The sequence below is a fragment of the Streptomyces sp. NPDC088812 genome, assembly GCF_044750285.1.
GTDB lineage: Bacteria > Actinomycetota > Actinomycetes > Streptomycetales > Streptomycetaceae > Streptomyces.
The window spans coordinates 96,903-115,809 of record NZ_JBIVJP010000018.1 but is presented as its reverse complement, the minus strand read 5'-3'; the positions used below and the strand labels follow the sequence as shown (position 1 = coordinate 115,809).

10 protein-coding genes and 1 pseudogene are annotated in these 18,907 nt (G+C 70.5%); 3 read left to right on the top strand and 8 right to left on the bottom strand.

Annotation, left to right across the window (positions count from 1 at the left end; all coding sequences use genetic code 11):
- The first annotated feature begins 262 nt into the window (after positions 1 to 262).
- Complete coding sequence (locus ACIP67_RS28790; RefSeq protein WP_401695761.1) at positions 263 to 2,842, top strand: ATP-dependent Clp protease ATP-binding subunit; 2,580 nt, start codon at positions 263 to 265, stop codon at positions 2,840 to 2,842.
- A 44-nt stretch (positions 2,843 to 2,886) separates the two neighbouring features.
- Here the strand turns inward: ACIP67_RS28790 and ggt are convergent, their stop codons facing one another.
- The gene (gene ggt / locus ACIP67_RS28785) at positions 2,887 to 4,686 is read right to left on the bottom strand and encodes a gamma-glutamyltransferase (RefSeq protein ID WP_401695760.1); all 1,800 of its coding nucleotides are present in this window, start codon (positions 4,684 to 4,686) and stop codon (positions 2,887 to 2,889) included.
- Between the two features lie 118 nt (positions 4,687 to 4,804).
- Here ggt and ACIP67_RS28780 point away from each other — a divergent pair, with 118 nt between their 5' ends.
- Positions 4,805 to 5,566, top strand: coding sequence for a hypothetical protein (locus ACIP67_RS28780; protein WP_401695759.1), 762 nt, complete (start codon positions 4,805 to 4,807; stop codon positions 5,564 to 5,566).
- Between the two features lie 949 nt (positions 5,567 to 6,515).
- On the opposite strand, the gene ACIP67_RS28775 is transcribed toward ACIP67_RS28780, so the two are convergent.
- The 5 genes from ACIP67_RS28775 to ACIP67_RS28755 all read right to left on the bottom strand — a co-directional run bounded on the left by ACIP67_RS28775 (position 6,516) and on the right by ACIP67_RS28755 (position 10,953).
- Entirely contained in the window at positions 6,516 to 6,956 is a 441-nt protein-coding gene (locus tag ACIP67_RS28775) for a DUF6278 family protein (protein ID WP_401695758.1), read from the bottom strand.
- A gap of 122 nt (positions 6,957 to 7,078) precedes the next feature.
- Positions 7,079 to 7,858, bottom strand: a complete 780-nt coding sequence (locus ACIP67_RS28770; RefSeq protein ID WP_401695757.1) for an exodeoxyribonuclease III — start codon at positions 7,856 to 7,858, stop codon at positions 7,079 to 7,081.
- Between the two features lie 38 nt (positions 7,859 to 7,896).
- Entirely contained in the window at positions 7,897 to 8,532 is a 636-nt protein-coding gene (locus ACIP67_RS28765; RefSeq protein WP_401695870.1) for an MBL fold metallo-hydrolase, read from the bottom strand.
- Between the two features lie 58 nt (positions 8,533 to 8,590).
- Entirely contained in the window at positions 8,591 to 9,892 is a 1,302-nt protein-coding gene (gene pcaC, locus ACIP67_RS28760; RefSeq protein ID WP_401695756.1) for a 4-carboxymuconolactone decarboxylase, read from the bottom strand.
- Between the two features lie 32 nt (positions 9,893 to 9,924).
- Positions 9,925 to 10,953 (bottom strand): IS110 family transposase, encoded by a 1,029-nt coding sequence (locus ACIP67_RS28755; RefSeq protein WP_079083937.1) that lies wholly within the window; start codon positions 10,951 to 10,953, stop codon positions 9,925 to 9,927.
- A 569-nt stretch (positions 10,954 to 11,522) separates the two neighbouring features.
- On the opposite strand from ACIP67_RS28755, the gene ACIP67_RS28750 reads away from it, so the two are divergent.
- Complete coding sequence (locus tag ACIP67_RS28750) at positions 11,523 to 16,526, top strand: hypothetical protein (RefSeq protein WP_401695755.1); 5,004 nt, start codon at positions 11,523 to 11,525, stop codon at positions 16,524 to 16,526.
- A 544-nt stretch (positions 16,527 to 17,070) separates the two neighbouring features.
- Here the strand turns inward: ACIP67_RS28750 and ACIP67_RS28745 are convergent.
- Together ACIP67_RS28745 and ACIP67_RS28740 are read right to left on the bottom strand one after the other, a co-directional pair.
- Positions 17,071 to 17,430, bottom strand: a pseudogene (locus ACIP67_RS28745) (transposase family protein); the annotation flags it as partial.
- Between the two features lie 356 nt (positions 17,431 to 17,786).
- The gene (locus ACIP67_RS28740; protein ID WP_401695754.1) at positions 17,787 to 18,902 is read right to left on the bottom strand and encodes an HNH endonuclease; all 1,116 of its coding nucleotides are present in this window, start codon (positions 18,900 to 18,902) and stop codon (positions 17,787 to 17,789) included.
- Positions 18,903 to 18,907 lie beyond the last annotated feature (5 nt).

Below are 18,907 nucleotides of genomic sequence, written 5' to 3'. Positions count from 1 at the left end.
ACCCGCGCGCGCCGGAACCACGGACCACCCGACCACCCCGACCACCGGACCATTCCGACCACCCCGACCAGCCGGACCACCCGACCACCGGACCACCCCGACCACCCCGACCACCCCGACCACCCCGACCACCCGGCACAACATGCTGCCCACCAACGACCGTGACAAGGTGGACACGGTGTCCCCACCCACCTCGCAGGGTTAGCACCGCACGGCAGGGGCACCCGTCGCACCGGCAGTGCAGTCGATGGAACGGAACGCCATGACCAGCGGCTTCACCAGCCCGGAGGGCTACAACGACCCCTTCGGTGAATTCCTGGCCCGCTTCTTCGGCGGGCCCCGCCCCGGCCCCCGCCAGATCAACATCGGCCAGCTCCTCAGCCAGCCGGCCAGGGACCTGGTCCGCGGCGCGGCGCAGTACGCCGCCGAGCACGGCAGCCGCGATCTGGACACCGAGCACCTGCTGCGCGCCGCCCTCGTGACGGAGCCGACGCGCACGTTGCTGAGCCGGGCCGGCGCCGACCCCGACTCCCTCGCGACGGAGATCGACGAGCGGTCGGGCCCTGCCCAGCACCCGCCGGGCGACTCGCCGGCCCTCACCTCGCTGTCCCTCACCCCGGCCGCCAAGCGCGCCCTGCTGGACGCCCATGACCTGGCCCGGTCGCGCGGCGCGGGCCACATCGGCCCGGAGCACGTGCTGAGCGCCCTCGCGGCGAACCCGGACTCCGCGGCCGGCCACATCCTGAACGCGGCCCGGTTCGCGCCCTCGGGCGGCGGTGCGACGGAGGCCCCGGACGCCCCGCAGGACCGGACGGAGCGGCCCCGGCCCACCGGCACGCCCACGCTGGACAAGTACGGGCGTGATCTCACCGACCTGGCCCGCCAGGGCCGTATCGACCCGGTGATCGGACGCGACGACGAGATCGAGCAGACCATCGAGGTGCTCTCCCGGCGCGGCAAGAACAACCCGGTGCTGATCGGCGACGCGGGCGTCGGCAAGACCGCCGTCGTGGAGGGGCTCGCCCAGCGCATCGCGGACGGCGACGTGCCGGACGTCCTCACCGCGCGCCGGGTCGTCGCCCTGGACCTGACCGGCGTGGTCGCCGGCACCCGCTACCGGGGCGACTTCGAGGAACGTCTGAACACCATCGTCGACGAGATCCGCACCCACTCCGACCGGCTGATCGTCTTCATCGACGAGCTGCACACCGTCGTCGGCGCCGGCGGAGGCGGGGAGGGCGGTTCCCTGGACGCGGGCAACATCCTCAAGCCGCCGCTGGCCCGCGGCGAGCTGCACATCGTGGGCGCGACGACGCTGGAGGAGTTCCGGCGGATCGAGAAGGACGCGGCGCTGGCCCGCCGCTTCCAGCCGATCCTGGTGCCCGAGCCGTCGGTGCCGGACACGATCGAGATCCTGCGCGGGCTGCGGGACCGCTACGAGGCCCACCACCAGGTCCGCTACACCGACGAGGCGCTGGTCGCGGCCGTGGAGCTGTCCGACCGGTACCTCACCGACCGGCGGCTGCCGGACAAGGCCATCGACCTGATCGACCAGGCCGGCGCCCGGGTCCGCCTCGGCGCCCGGACGAAGGGCACGGACGTGCGCGCCATGGAGCGCGAGGTCGAGCAGCTCGTCCGGGACAAGGACCAGGCGGTCACGGACGAGCAGTACGAGCAGGCGACCCAGTTGCGGGACCGGATCGTCGAGCTGAGGCAGCGCATCGAGGACGCGGCCGGAGGCGGCGAGGCGGACGAGGGACTCGACCTGGAGGTCACCGCGGGGGCCGTCGCCGAGGTGGTGTCCCGGCAGACCGGCATCCCCGTCGCCAGCCTCACCCAGGAGGAGAAGGAGCGGCTGCTGGGCCTGGAGGAGCATCTGCACGAGCGGGTCATCGGCCAGGACCAGGCCGTGCGGGTCGTCTCCGACGCGGTGCTGCGCTCCCGCGCCGGTCTCGCGAGCCCGGACCGGCCGATCGGCAGTTTCCTCTTCCTCGGCCCGACCGGCGTCGGCAAGACGGAGCTGGCCCGCGCCCTCGCCGAGGCGCTGTTCGGCAGCGAGGAGCGCATGGTGCGCCTCGACATGAGCGAGTACCAGGAGCGGCACACCGTCAGCCGGCTGGTCGGTGCCCCGCCCGGCTACGTCGGCCACGAGGAGGCGGGCCAGCTCACCGAGGTCGTGCGCCGGCACCCGTACTCGCTGCTGCTGCTCGACGAGGTGGAGAAGGCGCACCCTGACGTCTTCAACATCCTGCTCCAGGTGCTCGACGACGGCCGGCTCACCGACTCCCAGGGCCGCACGGTCGACTTCGCCAACACGGTCATCGTGATGACCAGCAACCTGGGGTCGGAGGTCATCACCCGGCGCGGCGCCGGCATCGGTTTCGGGTCGGGCGGCACGGACGCCGACGAGGTGGCGCGGCGGGAGCAGATCCTGCGGCCGCTGCGCGAGCACTTCCGGCCGGAGTTCCTCAACCGCATCGACGAGATCGTCGTCTTCCGTCAGCTGACCGGCGGGCAGCTGAGGGAGATCACCGATCTGCTGCTGGAGCAGACCCGTCGGCTGCTGCGCGCGCAGGGCATCACGGTGGAGTTCACGGACGCGGCCGTCGACTGGCTCGCCGAGCGCGGCTACCAGCCCGAGTACGGTGCGCGTCCGCTGCGCCGCACCATCCAGCGCGAGGTCGACAACGAGCTGTCCCGGCTGCTGCTCGACGGACGGGTGCGGGAGGGCGACCGGGTGAGCGTGGACGTCGGGAACGGACGGCTGGCGTTCGGCACCCCGCCGCCGCCCGTCCCCACGCCCCCCGTCCCCACGACGGACGTCCCCCCGCCGGAGCTGTGAGGCGGGGCGCCCCATGAAGCGGGGCGCCCCATGAAGCGGGCGCGCTATGAGGCGGGGCGCACCACCTGTGCCGAGCCGCCACCGCGCCGTACCGTCTCGGCGGCCGCCAGCCACCTGCCGTCGGGCAGCCGCTGCACGCCGGTGGCCGCGCCGATCTCCGCGTTCAGCCGGAAGGAGTGCCCCAGCGCTTCGAGGGCCTTCGCCGTCCCGCTCCCGTACAGGCCCGGTTCGAGTTCGGTCTGGGCCGCGTTGCGCTGGCTGGCGCGGGGCGCGGCGATGGCGTCGACGAGCGGCAGTCCCCGGTCGAGGAAGCCGGTGAGGGTCTGGAGCACGGTCGTGATGATGGTGGCGCCGCCGGGCGAGCCGAGCGCCACCACCGGCCTGTCGTTCCGGTCGAGGACGATCGTGGGTGAGATCGACGACCGCGGCCGCTTGCCCGGGCCGGGCAGGTTCGGGTCGTGGACGGCCGGGTTGGCCGGGGCGAAGGAGAAGTCCGTCAGCTCGTTGTTGAGGAGGAAGCCGCGCCCGGGGACGGTGATGCCGCTGCCGCCGGTCTGCTCGATGGTCAGGGTGTAGGAGACGACGTTCCCCCACTTGTCGGCCACCGTCAGATGGGTGGTGTTCTCGCCCTCGTACGTCGTCGGCGCGGCCGTACCGCCCGTGGTGCAGGCCGCCGGGTCGCGCGGGTCGCCGGGGGCGACCGGGCTGGTGAGGACCGCGTCGTCGCGGATCAGGCACGCCCGCGAGTCGGCGTAGCGCTGCGAGAGCAGTTCCGCGGTGGGTACGTCCTCGAAGGCGGGGTCGCCGACCCAGCGCCCGCGGTCGGCGAACGCGATGCGGCTGGCCTCGATGAAGCGGTGCAGGTACTGGGTCTCGCTCGCCTTCGACAGGTCCGTCCGCTCCAGGATGTTGAGCGCCTCGCCGACGGTCGTGCCGCCGGAGGAGGAGGGCGCGATGGAGTAGACGCCGAGGCCGCGGTAGGTGGTCCTGGTGGGCGCCTGGAGCTTGGCGCGGTAGGCGGCGAGGTCCTTCTCCGACAGCGCGCCGGGGCGGGCGTTCCAGCCGGAGGCCGGGTCGACCGGCGGGTGGTTGACGGTGTCGACGATGTCGTCGGCGATGTCCCCCCGGTACAGGGCGCGCACGCCCTTCCCCGCCAGTTCCGCGTAGGTGCGGGCGAGGTCGGGGTTCTTGAACGTCGAGCCGACGACGGGGAGCGCGCCGCCGGGCAGGAACAGTTCGGCGGTGTCCGGGAAGTAGCGGAAGCGGGTCTCGTTGGCGGCGGTCTGGGTGCGGAAGGTGTCGTCGACGGTGAAGCCGTCGCGGGCGAGGCGCTCGGCGGGCTCCAGTACCGTGCCGAGCTTCCTGCTGCCCCACTTGTCGAGGGCGGTCGCCCAGGTGGCGGGCGTGCCCGGGGTGCCCACGCCGAGGCCGCTGCTGACGGCGTCGGCGAAGGCGAGGGGCTTGCCGTTCTCCAGGAAGAGGTCCGCGTCGGCGGTGAGCGGGGCGGTCTCCCGGCCGTCGATCGTGTGCACGGTGCGGGACGTGGCGTCGTAGTAGACGAAGTAGCCGCCTCCGCCGATGCCGGCGGAGTACGGCTCGGTGACACCGAGGGCGGCGGCGGTGGCGACGGCCGCGTCGACGGCGTTGCCGCCCTTGCGCAGTACCTCGATACCGGCCGCGGAGGCGTCCGCGTCGACGCTGGCGACGGCGCCGCCGTAGCCGACGGCGACCGGGGTCTTCTCGACCGGCGTGTCCGGTGCGGTCGGTGGGGCGGTCGCTCCCACCGACACGACGGCGGCAGAGACCGCCAGGACCGACAGCTTCCGCGCGACAGGGCGACGCATCCGTACCTCCAGTCCGGGTCCGTCCGCGCAGCCTATGCCACCCACCGACGCCCCGTCAGGAGCGCGTGGAAGCGCGTGTCGAACACAGGTTTGCGTTCGCCCGCTAGCATGCGCGCCCATGAATGACGACGTGCGCAACATCGTCCTGGGTGTGGTCGCGGCCGGTATCAGCGCCGCGCTCGGCTGGGTGGCCCGTACCTACCTGTGGAAGCGGAAGCTGCGGCGCAAGCAGACGTTCTTCGGGCTGCCGGACAACTCGGAGTCGCTGCTGGTCGTCAACCGGGATCCGGCGACCGCCGAACCGGCGGTCCACCGCTTCGACGTCTTCGCCCTCCTGGAACTCTCCGCGCTGGTCAAGGACTGCGGCGCGCACGTCCAGGTGGTCACGCAGGACACGGTCCATCAGGGCTTCGGTGAGCGCACCGAGTTCTGCGTGGGCGGTCCCGGCTCCAACCGGCGCATGACGGCGCACATGGCGGCGATGCTGCCGGGCGTACGGGTCAACATCGATCCCGAACCGGGGCCCGACCGGGGCGCGTTCCAGATCGGCGGCGAGCGCTACCGCATGGAGCCGGGCGTCACCGAGTACGTGCTGCTGGCCCGGCTCACCGTGGGCCAGCGGCACGAGACACGACCGGTGTTCCTGTTCTGCGGGCAGCGCGCGATCACCAACCAGGCCGCGACCCGCTACCTCGCCCGCCACCACGAACGGCTGCACCGCAAGCACGGCGACAGCTCCTTCGTGCTCCTGCTGAAGGTGGTCAACTCACAGGCGTACGGCCCGGACGTGGTCGAACTGGTCTCGGACGTGACACGGGCGGCCCAGACACCACTGCCGGCCCAGGCGACCGCCGCACGGACCTCCCACCGGGCGTCCTGAGTCCTCCTGTTGGCGGGATCGTCGGTCGTCGGCCGGTGCTCTTCGAGCACGACCCGTCCGGCGCGCGGCTGACCTTCTCCCCGCCCAGAACGCCCCGTCCGTCGGGTCGTTCCCCTGCGCGAGCAGTGATCTCCGGCCGCGCGGCCGGACGGATGGAGCTCTGTGGACCACTGCCCCCGCGGCCGAAGGACCGTGGGGGCTCCCACCCGGCGGCAGCACCCCCGCCGCGGCGACGGCCGAGGTGAGCGCCCTGCACATCCCCGGTGCGGTGCGGCGCGCGTCCGACCGCGGGGATGAACGGACCATGCTAGCCGAGGTTCCGGGTGAGGGAACGGCCGGCGAACGGAGACTGCGGGGCGGGCACGGAGTGCGCGGCGACGGGCTCGGGCCGGTCACCGGCGCGGGGCCGTCGGGTCGGCCGCGGGGCCGGCCGCCAGGGGGCCGGTCGACAACGACCGGGGAGTCGGCCGGTGCCTGCCAGGACCGGTGGGGACCGGTCGGCAACGACCAGGAGATCGGTCGGCACCCGCCAGGACCGGTGGGGACCGGTCGGCAACGACCAGGAGATCGGTCGGCACCCGCCAGGACCGGTGAGGACCCGGAGCGTTGGACAGGCCCCCGGGGACCGGTGGGGGCCGGCTGTCCGGAGAACGGTGGCGGCCGACAGGGGCGGGCCGTCGGAAGGCCTGACGCGGCACCGGCTGCGGCGCACGGTGCGGGGTGCCGCGCACGGTCAGGGGGGCGGTGCGCGGTGCGCGGGGGTTCCGGGGCCGGGAGCCGCTTCGTGACGGGCCTCGTCCGGCCCGCGCCCGCCGGGTGCGGGCCGTGGGCGGCGGCACCAGGAGATGCTGGGACGACGACGGCGCTGGGGCTGCCCGGACCGGGCGAGTCCCGGCGGCGCCCCGTCGCCGACGTCATCGTGGCGTACCCGCCGGTCCGGGCCGGGGGCTCAGGCCTCGGCGACCTCGGCGTACACCTGGGACAGTTCGGGGACGCCGTGGGCGGCCCAGGCCTGGCCGTCGGAGACGACGTCGATCTCGCGGCCGGAGGCGAGACGGACCACCGGGCGGCCGTCGGGCCGGATCCGCCAGCCGGCGCCGGGCACGGTGCGCACCACGACCGTGCCGAGGTACAGCCCGGCGTCGTTGCCGAGCCAGGGCAGGAGTTCGTCGTCGTCGCGCCAGCGCGGCACCAACTGGTCGAGCGTCTCCAGCGAGGCGGCGGTGTCGTCGAGCGCCGCGCCCTCCCGCCCCGCCAGGGAGCGCAGCAGCTCGCATTCGGCCAGGAGATCGCCGTAGCCGCCCGGTCCGTCGCCGTCCTCGGGGAACACCGCCACACCGGCGGCAGGGTCACGCCTCTTGCGCCATTTGCCAAGAAAGGGGATCTCCATGGCACCAGCCTGACATTCGTACCGCCACGCACACCACAGGCGCGCGGGCCGCCGTACCGATCACGGGCGCGCTGCCACGGCGGTCCGCACGTCAACGGGCGGGGCACCACCGGGAGTACGGACTACACCTCCAGGTCGACGACGACCGGCGCGTGGTCCGAGGCGCCCTTGCCCTTGCGCTCCTCACGGTCGACGTAGGCGTCCTGCACGGCCTTGGCGAAGGGCGCGTTGCCGTACACCAGGTCGATGCGCATGCCGCGGTTCTTGGGGAAGCAGAGCTGGCGGTAGTCCCAGTACGTGAAGGGGTGCTCGTACTTCAGGGGGCGCGGGACGACGTCCGCCAGGCCCGCCTCGCGCAGGGAGGCGAGGGCGGCGCGCTCGGCGGGGGTGACGTGGGTGGAGCCCTCGAAGGCGGCCGGGTCGAAGACGTCGTCGTCCGTGGGCGCCACGTTGTAGTCGCCCAGCACGGCGAACGGGCGGCTGCCCGCCGCGTCACCGGCGACGGCGGCCCTGAGGGCCTCGAACCACTGGAGCTTGTAGGCGTAGTGGGGGTGGTCCACCTCGCGGCCGTTCGGCACGTAGACCGACCAGACGCGGACCGGGCCGCAGGTCGCGGAGATCGCGCGGGGCTCCGGGGCGCCGTCGTAGCCGGGGTCGCCGGGCAGGCCCTTGACGACGTCCTGGAGGCCGACGCGGGAGAGCACCCCCACGCCGTTCCACCGGCCGGTGGCGTGGACCGCCGCCTCGTAGCCCAGCTCGCGCAGCTGGTCGACCGGGAACTGCTCCTCGGCGACCTTGGCCTCCTGGAGGCAGAGCACGTCGGTGCCGCTGCTCTCCAGCCAGGCCAGGAGCCTCGGCAGGCGGGCGGTGATCGAGTTGACGTTCCAGGTCGCGATGCGCATGCCTCACAACCTACCCGGAGCCTGTGACAGTGCCGTCCTCAGAGCTCCGCGGAGGCCCCGGACGCCAGCCGGCCGTGCGGCGCGCCGCCCAGGTTGCCGAGGTGGGTGTCGTAGATGGGGCGGGCGAGGTCGGTCAGGAGGGCGTCGTGGATGTCGTAGACCCGCTGCGGCCGGACCTCGCGGACGTACTCGATGACCTCGGAGATCTTGTTCCAGGGGGCCTGGACCGGGGCCAGCAGGGTCTCCACCCGGTGGCCGGGGACGGTGAGCGCGTCTCCGGGGTGGAAGACGCGGCCGCCGTCGATCAGGTAGCCGACGTTGGTGACCCGCGGGAGGTCCGGGTGGATCACGGCGTGCAGTTCGCCGTGGACCTGGACGTCGAAGCCGGCGGCGGTGAAGGCGTCGCCGTGGCCGACGGTGTGGACGCGGCCCGGGAAGGCGGCCGCGAGCTTCTCCGCGACGGACCTCAGGGTCCAGATCTCGGTGCCCGGGCCGGCCTCCATGGCCGCCCGCAGCCGGGCCTCGTCGAAGTGGTCGGGGTGCTCGTGCGTGACGAGGAGGACGTCCGCGCCGAGCGCGGCGTCCTCCTCGGTGAACGCGCCCGGGTCGATGACGAGCGTGCGTCCGTCCTTCTCCAGGCGGACGCAGGCGTGCGACTTCTTCGTGAGCTTCATGGGCGTCGTGGGCGTCGTGGGCGTCATGGGTCCATCCTGCCTCCGGCGGACCCGGCGCTCATTCGGTGGGCGTCGTCTCCTCGCGGATGACCTGCTGCGCCACCCGGAAGGCGCTGTTCGCCGCCGGTACGCCGCAGTAGACCGCCGCCTGGAGCAGGACCTCCTTGATCTCGTCGGGGGTGAGGCCGTTGCGCAGCGCGGCGCGGGTGTGGAAGGCCAGCTCGTCCAGGTGGCCGCCGGCGACCAGCGCGGTGAGCGTGACGCAGGAGCGGGACCGCCGGTCGAGGCCGGGGCGGTCCCAGATCTCGCCCCAGGCGTAGCGGGTGATGAACTCCTGGAAGTCGCCCGAGAAGTCGTCGGCCTGCGACAGGGCCCGGTCCACATGGGCGTCGCCGAGCACCTCGCGGCGCACCTTCAGCCCCGCGTCGTAGGGGTCGGGGCGGCCCGTCGCCTGCGGCGGCGGCACCACGGGCGCGGGCGCGATCTCGGCGATGGGCGCGGCCTGCGGGGGCGCCGCCGGGATCTGGCGGAGGGAGACGCCGGGGACGGCGGTCTGGCCCGTGCTGTGGTCGTAGGCGGGCTGCCAGGCGGTGGAGAAGTGCCGGACCAGCAGGTCGGTGACGGCGGCGGGCTGCTCCACGGGCACCAGGTGGGAGGCGCCGGGGACGACGGCGAGGCGGGCGTCCGGGATGCCGGCCACCAGGGTGCGTGCCTCGGCCGGTCCGGTGACCTGGTCGTCCGAGCCGACGAGGACCAGGGTCGGCACGCCGACCTGGCCGAGTTCGGCGCGCACGTCGAACGAGGCGAGCGCCTCGCAGGCCGCGATGTAGCAGCCGGGGTCGGTGGTGCGCACCATCTGCACGGCCCAGTCGGTGATCGCGGGCTGGGCCGCCGCGAAGCCGGTGGTGAACCAGCGGTCGGGCGAGGTGCGGGCGATGGGGTCGAGGCCGTTGGTGCGGACGATGACGCCCCTCTGCCGGAACTCGTCCGCCGTGCCGAACCGCGGCGAGGCCGCGATCAGCGCGAGCGAGGCGACCCGCTCGGGGTGGCGCAGGGCCAGCTCCACGCCGACCGCGCCGCCGAGCGCGCAGCCCGCGTAGCCGAACCGCTGCACGCCGAGCGCGTCGAGGGTGGCCAGCAGCCGCGCGGCCAGGTCGGCGACGGAGCCCGCCGGGTGGGCCGGGGCGCCGCCGTGACCGGGCAGGTCGAAGCGGAAGATCCGCCATTGCTCGGCCAGTTCGGGCACCTGGCGGTCCCACATGTGCCATGTGGTACCCAGTGAGGGACCCAGGATCAGGACCGGAGCGTCTTCTGGCCCGTCAAAGCGGTATTGCAGGGTGTTGGGTGGTGTCTCGCTCACGCCCCCGACCCTCTCACGTCTCACGGACGCCCCTATAACGCGGGGGCGCGGGAAACCGGTCTGACCAGGTTGAAGACCTCGCGGGCGGCATATCGCTTGAGGCATCGGATGATCTCACGGCGGGTCTTGCCCTCCTGGGTGCGGCGTTCGTAGTACGCCCGGGTGCGCGGGTCGTGGCGCAGGCGGGTGAACACGATGCGGTGCAGGGCAGCGTTCGCCTGACGGTCGCCGCCGTAGTTGAGCCGACGCGTGCACCGCCGGCCAGAGGAGTACTCGATGGGGCTGACTCCGCAAAGGGCAGCAAAGGACGCCTCAGTGTTCAGTCGCTCGGGATTGTCCCCCATGGTGATCAGGAGAGTGGCGGCACTGTCCGGGCCGATGCCCACCGGTACGAGCAGTTGCGGCGCGTAGCGTTCGACGAGCCGGGTCAGGCGTTGGTTCAGCTCGTTGATCTGTCCGCTGAGCTGTTCGATGCGTTCGGCGAGCATGCGTAATGTCATGTGGGTGGCCTGGGCCACCGCGTCCTCGTCTCCCCCACCATCGGGTGGGCTGAGGGTCGCGCAGGTGCGGAACAGCTCGGCATTGCCCAAGGTCGACAACCGTTCCCGCAGGGCGGGGTCGGCGATGACCAGGACGGCCTTGAGCTGGTTGATCGCCTGGGTGCGGGCCTTGACCGCGGAGTCCTTGGCGAGTTTGTAGATCCGGGCGCTGTGCACGGGTCCGTCGCCGGATTTGGCCTGGGCCCGGGCGCGACCACTGAGCACGGCTCGCGCTGCGGCCTGCGCATCGAGCGGGTCCGACTTACCGAGCAACCGGCGGGCCGACCGGTCGGGCCGGTTCACTTCGAACACCTGGATCTGCTGGGTCACCAGGTAGCGGGACAGGCCCGCGCCGAAGGTGCCGGTGCCCTCCACGCCGGCCCGGCGCACCGTCCCCCGCTTGCGGGCCCACACGAGCAGCTGCCGATAGCCGGCCGCCGTGGCCGGAAACGACTCGTTACCCAGGACCTTCCCCAGCGGGGAGGTCACGGCAGCGACATGCATCTCGCCGTGCGTGTCCACGCCCAGTACGACCTCTCTCCGCACGGGCGGGTCCGTGTTCGAGGAGGTGCTGCGCTGTCTGGTCGTCATGGTGGTTCGCCTCCCGGGTGGTGACGTGCTGGGCGGATCGCACCGGCCCGCATGGGCGGTCTGAACCGTGATGGCGCCTGAACTCGGCAAGGCCCCTATTGGGACACGCCCTGTGGCTCGGTGGCAGGCAGCATCCCGCGACGACAGTCGACAGGTCTGTGACTGGACACTTCGGTCATAGATCTCATGAGTCAGACCTCCGCCTGGGACGGCACTGCACAACCGTCCCATCGATCCCGGTACAGCGGCATGACTCGATCACTGCCGGATGACTTCGACCGAACCGATGCTCAACATGACTGAGCGCGCTGACAAGGCGTTGACTACCCGTCCACTCCTGACCGTCATGGCCGGCAGCGCTCGGGTCAGCACCGGCTACAACGGAATTCCTACGCCTGATCCGGTCCATCGACCCAGGAAAACTTGGTGTGTCAGCGCAGCCCTCTACGCTGGGATCCGACACGCGCACAGTGGGGCGGCGGGACGGTCAGAGGACGGCAGTGGCATCGAACGACAGCAGGGCACACAACTGGCACAGCATCCGGGAATGGGACGGCAGCCAGCATCGCGCGTTCGAGGAACTCTGTTTCCAGCTCCGGACGCCGGCGCCTCCGGGCTGGGAGACGATCAAGACTGCTGCTCCGGACGGCGGCGTCGAATGGTATGACCAGGCGCCCGACGGCAGTGCTGCGCACGGATACCAGGTCAAGTTCGTCCACAACATCGACGATCTCATCCCTCAGGCGAAGAAGAGCGCCAAAACAGTCGGTGAGAACATCGCGAACCGGAAGATCGTCCGGCTTGAATTCCTCACCCCCTTCGACCTCTCCGACCCCACCCCTGTCACCCCGCGCGGGAAGGCGCGTACCGGTGCGAGGGAGCGGTGGAACAGCAACGTCGCCCGGTGGAAGAAGGACTTGCCCGGTCTTGCCGACGTGGACATCCGCTACGTCGGTGGCGGTGAGCTGCTGGAGCGGTTGACCCGGCCTGGAAATGAGGGGCGTCAGTGGTTCTTCTTCGAACGGCGGGCGCTGGGCAGCGAGTGGTTCAGGGAACAGGTCACGCTTGCTGAGCGTCTGGCCGAGGCGCGGTACACACCCGAGCATCATGTGACGTTGCCCCTTGCGCGTGTGGCGGATGCGTGCGCCCTGCCGCAGGAGTTCTTGAGGCAGGGCGTCCAGCGATCCCGGGATCTGCAGGCCGCTGTGGTGACCCTCCTTTCCGAGATGACACGCTGGTACGACAGCTATCCCGCGCCGGCCAGCAGCCCCGACCATCAGGCGCTGGCGCGGTGGGTGCACGCGTGGACGCCCGCGTTGCGGGAAGGCGCCCACACCTTGGTCCACGACCTGTCCGCTGCATCCGCAACGTCCGGTTTCCCCGCCGAGCAGAGTTCTGCTGTGGTGGAGGACATGCTGGAGCGGCTGGGTGAGTTCAAGGACCTGGCTGACCGGTTCACCGAGGAAGAGCGTGAAAGCGACGACGCCATACCTGCGGCCGGACGGGGCGCAAACGCTCCGGTGACCGCGGTGCAGAGCGTGCAATGGTTGTGCGAGCGCGCTCTGGCTCGTGCCTTCGACGCCTGCGAGCGCCTGGACGGCTTGTTGCGGAGTCCCGCTGCCCAGACAGCGGAGAAGAAGACCTGGCTGCTCCTGGGGGAGGCAGGGCAGGGCAAGACGCACTTGCTGGTCGACGCCGCGCGGCGGGCCGTAGACGAGGGCCGTCCGGCGCTGGTGGTGTTCGGGCAGGAGCTCACCGGGCACAACACGCTGAGTGAGGTCGCGCAGAAGCGTGGCCTGGGGCCGCTTGCCGAGCGGGACTTCCTCCAGGCGATGGACGCCGCTGGCGCGGCAAGCGGTTGCCGCTTCCTGTTGATCATCGATGCGCTCAATGACTCCGACGACGCCGGGAACTGGAAGAGCGAACTGCTCGCGCTGCAGGTGCGTCTGGCCGGGTACCAGCACATCGCTTTGTTGGTGTCCTGCCGCTCGACCTTCAAGTCGATCGTCGTGCCTGATCGCTTCGATGTGCCAGTCTCCGTGCACTCCGGCTTTGCAGGACGGGAGATGGAGGGGCTGGAGAGCTACCTGCGGGATGTGGCGGCGGTTCTTCCCAACACTCCCCTGCTGGCCTCGGTCTTCACCAACCCCTTGTTCGTAAAGCTGTACGCGGACAGTCTGAGCAAGAGCCTGGAGCGTGGCGGCTCGGGCGGCCATCCGCGTGACCGGAGCGCGGTGTTCGACGCCTATGTCGACCACCGTGCGGAGACCATCTGCTCCCGGCTCGGACTCGATCCCCTGGAGCGGCCCGTGCACCGTGCGGTGGACGCCCTGGCGGCGCGCATGGCCGCCGCACGGCGTTCCGTGCTGCCACGTGATGAAGCCCGCGCTCTTGTCGACGCGTACGCACCGGCGGCCACGTCGTGGCCGGCCACGATGCTCGGGCAGCTCCTCGCCCAGGGCCTGGTGTCCAACGAGCGGACCTACAAGGCCGACCAGGCAACCGGTATCGGTTTCCCCTACCAGGCGTTCGGCGACGACCGCGTTGTACGGTCGGTCTTCGCTGCCCACCAGGACGAGATCGACGCGCTACGCGAAGGACACCCACTGACCGCCGATTCCGCGCTGCGAAGCTGGCTGAGGCAGGCTGCCCCGAACTACCAGGAAGCAGCGTCGATTCTCATGCCCGAACAAACCGGGACGGAACTCATCGACCTGCTGACCGCCGCTCCCACATCTGCAGAGGCCGCCGCTGACCCCGGCAGTCGCGCGGACGCACGAGGCTACCGACTGGCCCGCAGCTTTCTGGAAACGCTTCCGCTGCGCAGCACAAGCAGCGTCAACGAACGCACCATCGAACTCCTCAACGAGACCGCCGCACGCCACGGACGCAATTCCGACGTGCTAGAGGCCGCGGTAGCGGTCACCGCCGAGCCGGGGCACCTGCTGAATGCCGACCGTCTCCACCGGGTGCTGCTACGAAAGCCGCGGCCCGAGCGCGACGCGTGGTGGGGTGTCGAGACCTACTCCTTATTGTGGGATGTCACGGCACTGCACCGGCTGCTGCGCTGGGCCGAGCAGTACCCCACCCCGCGCCATCTCCACCCTGCGTCCCTCACGGCCCGGCCTCAGCTCGGGGACCGGACCCGCCGGCCGGTGCAGGCGGCTGGAGCCGGCGACGAGGAAGTCGTCCGGCTGGCGGCCACGACACTGGTGTGGACTCTCACGTCCTCCAACCGGTTCCTGCGGGACCGGGCCACCAAGGCCCTGGTGCAACTGCTTTTGGGACACGGAGACGTTCTCGTCTCCCTCCTGGACAGATTCCTCCAGGCGGACGCGGAGAAGATCGACGATCCCTACCTCTTCGAGCGCCTGGTGTGGGTCGGCTACGGAGTCCTGGCCCGTCGCGGCGATGACGACGACCAGCACGACCTCCTCGGTACAGTCGCCCGGCGGCTCCTCACGTACTCCTACGGCGCCGTTGATTCGCCCGCGCACGCTTCACGGAACGCGCTGCTGTGCGAAGCGGCTACACGCGTTGTCACCCTGGCGCACCGTGCTGGAGCCGTCACCAGCGAGGAAGCAGACGCGGTCAGGCACCCACACGCCTGCCCTCAGATCGGGCAAGCTCCTGCGGAGGAGGACCTTGACGTCCTCTTCCCTTGGCGGGAACAGAAGGAGTCGTTGTGGGGATCGCTCCGCTCGTCCCTTTCACCGCTGGGAGACTTTGCGGATTACGAGGTCCGGCCAGCGGTGCGCCATTTCAGTTTGCTGCCGCTGTCGACCGACTATCCCCGTCGGCCGGCGTGGCAGCGTGCCGATGATCCTGTCCTAGTCGACCCCGCCCGTATCCCGGCCTTCGCGCGAAGCCTTCCGGAGTCCGTCCGGCCCGCCTTGAGCACACCGGCTGCCGTTGAACAACTCCTCACCGGGAGGAGGGCGAGGGACGTCCTCGACGCGGACCAGTACGCGCTGCTGCGGGCCTGCCGAGTGCCCCCACCCGACGACGAACGCCTCGCCGCTGCCCACGTCGACGCCGAGTGGGCCGCACGCTGGGTCCTCGCCCGCGTCGCTGACCTGGGCTGGACGCCTGAACTGTTCGCCGAATTCGATAACATGCGTTCCCGCCACTCTGGCTCCCGCCAGTCACACAAGGGCGAACGGGTCGGCAAGAAGTACCAGTGGATGGCCCTCCACGAGCTCGTGGAACGCCTGGCGAACCACCGGCACCCCCACCGGCAGACCGAGCACGACGCCGCCGAATACCCGGGAGCGGCACGACTGTCGCTGCTCGACATCGACCCTTCCCTTCCTCCGGCCCGACACCCCTTCTCCGACACCGACGACGACAACAGTCCAGACGAAGCCGACCACGCCACCTTCCCGACCGCCGACCCCGCACACCCGCTGGCACCACCTGTCCCCGACCTGCCCGACGACGAGGGCGTCGACGAATGGATCAGCCGTCCGGATAACCTGCCCGACCTCGACGAACTGGGCATCCGCACCGACAGCGACGGCAGGCAGTGGATCGTCCTTTACGAACAGGCCATGGACGACCACGACGGTCGAGGATGGAACGTCACCCGTGGCCAGGCGGAGCAATGGCACCGCATCCACAGCTGGCTCGTTCCTGCCCCCCAACTCACCAGCTTGCTCACATGGCTTAAGGGACGTTCGTTCACTAACCGGCTGATGCCCGAAGGGCTCGATCGCCGTAGCCTTCTCCTGGCCGACTTCTCCACCGTCCCCAGTCCCTGGACCGATCCGGAACCCGAGTCCTGGCATGTGAGTAGCTTTCAGTACGACGAACCCGATCACGGTGAGGATGACTCCCCTGTCCCAGAGGACGACGATCTCTCCTCTCCGGAGCCAGCCCCTGGGCCACCGGCATCGGAGAGGAGCGTCGCCATCGCCATCTGGCGGGAGCGCAGGGAGAAGCGCCGGGAAGAGCTGCTCCTGGAGCTCGCAGAGCAGTGGGCGGACGGTCCGATGGAAGATGACGAGGACGACTGGCTGGAGCGCACCCTCGCCGCACAGCCGCGAGGCCGGATGGTGTTCGCCACAGACCCTGATGGGGAACCCGTCACCGCTATTCCGACTGACCAGACCTACAACTGGGATGGTCAGAGCCTGGATTGCTCCCTCGACGCATCCGTCTCCGTGACGCTGCTCAGTGACCCACTCCTGAGAGACAGCAGGCTGCGGCGCGACCCGGACCGCCCCTTCTGGTACGACACCGACGGCCAACTGCAGGTGCAGTACCTGACATGGGACCGCCCGAGCGGCAGGGCTTACAGTCTCCTCGCGTCCAGAGAGTGGCTCGAGCACCGCCTCGAGCGCAGCGGCCATTGCCTGGTCCAGGGCATGACCGGTGAACGGCAGCCTGTGACCGCCGAGCACCCCCGTGTCTGGAGAGAGTTCGGCCAGAGCGCTGGCCGCACGGCACAGGGCCCAGGCAAGGTTGGGACCATCGTGACCGAAGTCAAGAGAAGCATCCGGTAGCAGGCCGTCGCCGGACTTGGCCCCGGGCCAGGTCATTCGTCCCTCTTCCCTGCGGCCGGGCACAATGCCACTGACATCAAGGAGGCAAGCACCTGTTCGACATCGCCGTAGGCTCATGACATGAAATCCGTCATCACGGCCATCGACGAGGTGTCGCCGGACAACTAGCTCAGGTGCAGCATGCACACCCGACCGAGTCCTCACTGCAGCGGCCCGGTCGTTGCCGTGGTGACGTTCGACGACGCGGGCGGCAAGGACAACCACTGGAACGTATGCCGCTGGTGGCTCACCAACCATCCCGACGCGGTCGCCTTCCAAGGCCAGTGACCGGCTAACAGAACGCCACTGAGCTTGCTGCCTGGCTCGTTCGCCGGTGATCTCCATTGGAAGAATGTGCCTACCGGCCGCCGTGCCTCGGTCTTCACCCTCACCGCCGCCGGGTGCGAACAATTCGCCACCTGGACATCCGCCCAAGGTGTCCGGTAGACGCGGCGCTCACCGCCCTCGGCCAGGATTCCCGCACTGCCATCGCGAACGCACCAAAAGAGAGCCACAGGAGCCGGCTGCCCGGATCGGTGACCACCTGCACGTTCACACCGTGTCGGCGGTGCTTGTGGGAGTCGGCGCGTCCGTCGCCGCCGCGGTCGCACTCGGCAAGCCTGCCGTCGAGCAGGAGGAAGTCCGGGTCAGCCTCGCGCAGGGTTTTGAGCAGGCCGGGCGCTCGTTCGGCGAGCAGGCCGACGATCGCGGTGGTGTAAGCCTGGGCGGTGGACTCGCTGATTCCGAACCCGGCGGCAATCTTCGCCCGGGTGGTGTGCTCACGCAGGTACACCACTGCCACCAGCGCACGTTGGGACGGACGGGGCTTGCAGCAGCGGTCGCCCTCACGGGTGACCACGAGCATCGTGACCCACTCCACGAGTGCATTCGGCAGGTCGAGTCCGCAGGTGGGGTTTCCTCGTTTGTGGACGTCTCTTGAGGATCGGATCGTGGGGTCCGAGATGGAGGTGTCGCCATGGCTGCACAGCGGTATTTCGGAGGAGTTCAAGCGGTCGCTCTGGTGGAGTCCACGGGCTGCTCGATCAACTCGGGTAGCCTGAGCTTGGTTGCATAGTTCGCAGATGCCCAAATAGCGGAGCAAAGCCCACCACGTACTGAACCCGATCACTGCAACAACACCTCAACCCGGATAGGGCTGCCGCTCAGGATCGCACAGCGAACATGGGCCGCGTCGTCGTCCTCACCGCCGGCACCCATGTCTCACGCTGGTGCGGGTGGCGGGAAGTGCGTGGCGCGGAACTCGGCGAGGGTCTGCTCCACACCGGCGATGGTCAGACGCCAGAAATCCCAGCCGTCGATCTTGTTGCTGCCGGTCGCGGCCCTGGCGGCGGTGGTCGGGGTGCGCCAGGGGCGGCCCAGGACGTTGATCTGGCCCTCGTGGTTCAGGACTGCCTGGTGGACCTTCTTCTCGTGCCGGCCGGTGAGGGTGATGCCGGCCTTCAGGTCGTCCGGGTCTAGATGTTGCAGCAGGTCTTGCAGGTCGACTCGGGAGCGTGCCGGGTCGACGGCGGGTGTGGGCGTCGTTGCGGTGATGGGCGCGGCGGCGGGCCGGTCGCAGGCGCGATGCAGGGCCAGGGCCATGGCGGCTGCCGAGCTGTATGGCGCCTTGGGTCCCACTTTGTCGTCGATCAGCTGCTGGATGTCGGTCTTGTCACCGTAGCGGGCGAGCACGCCGACCTCCCGCATGAGGCGGCTGCGGAGCGGGACGAGGTGGGAGTCGTTGAGCGCGAGGATCCGTATGGTTTCGTCGGCGCGGCACAGGCCGCGTTTCGTTTCGGCCAGCGAGTAGGGGGTGTTGCTGCGCCGGGCGTAGCCGGCACTGTCGAAGCCGAGCAGGTCGGGGTCGCTGTGGTGGGCTGGGTCCAGGAGCAGCGGTTGTTCGCGGTCCAGGTCGTCGGCTGCCGTGTGGGCGCGGGTTCCGCCTATGAGGGGGAACTGGCTGCCCTTGGCGCGGCCTTCCCGGACGCCGTTGTAGCGGGCTCCGCCGCTGTTGCAGTGTCTGCAGGCGATGCGGTAGTTCGACATGTCGTAGGCCAGCCACCAGTAACCCGGGTGGCCGGGCACGTCGAGTACTTCGGATTTCGGCCGGTAGTGGTCGACGGTGATGTCCGCGCGCACGATGAGGGTCTCGCAGTACCAGCACTTGTCGCCGACTAGTTCGAGGAGCAGGTTGCGTACGGCGTCCTCGGTCCAGTGCATGGTGAATGTGCGCTTGGTGCCGGCGGCGACGGCGACTCTGACCGCGTCGAGGGTGCGTTTGGCCTTGGTTGCCCAGGCCGGCGGGGCGGTGAGCCCTTGCATGTTCACGTGTCTCATCGGTG

Excerpts from the sequence above, each read along its gene's own strand:
- ACIP67_RS28790 (WP_401695761.1), top strand. The coding sequence starts at position 263 with ATGACCAGCGGCTTCACCAGCCCGGAGGGCTACAACGACCCCTTCGGT.
- ggt (WP_401695760.1), bottom strand. The coding sequence starts at position 4,686 with ATGCGTCGCCCTGTCGCGCGGAAGCTGTCGGTCCTGGCGGTCTCTGCC.
- ACIP67_RS28780 (WP_401695759.1), top strand. The coding sequence starts at position 4,805 with ATGAATGACGACGTGCGCAACATCGTCCTGGGTGTGGTCGCGGCCGGT.
- ACIP67_RS28775 (WP_401695758.1), bottom strand. The coding sequence starts at position 6,956 with ATGGAGATCCCCTTTCTTGGCAAATGGCGCAAGAGGCGTGACCCTGCC.
- ACIP67_RS28770 (WP_401695757.1), bottom strand. The coding sequence starts at position 7,858 with ATGCGCATCGCGACCTGGAACGTCAACTCGATCACCGCCCGCCTGCCG.
- ACIP67_RS28765 (WP_401695870.1), bottom strand. The coding sequence starts at position 8,532 with ATGAAGCTCACGAAGAAGTCGCACGCCTGCGTCCGCCTGGAGAAGGAC.
- ACIP67_RS28740 (WP_401695754.1), bottom strand. The coding sequence starts at position 18,902 with ATGAGACACGTGAACATGCAAGGGCTCACCGCCCCGCCGGCCTGGGCA.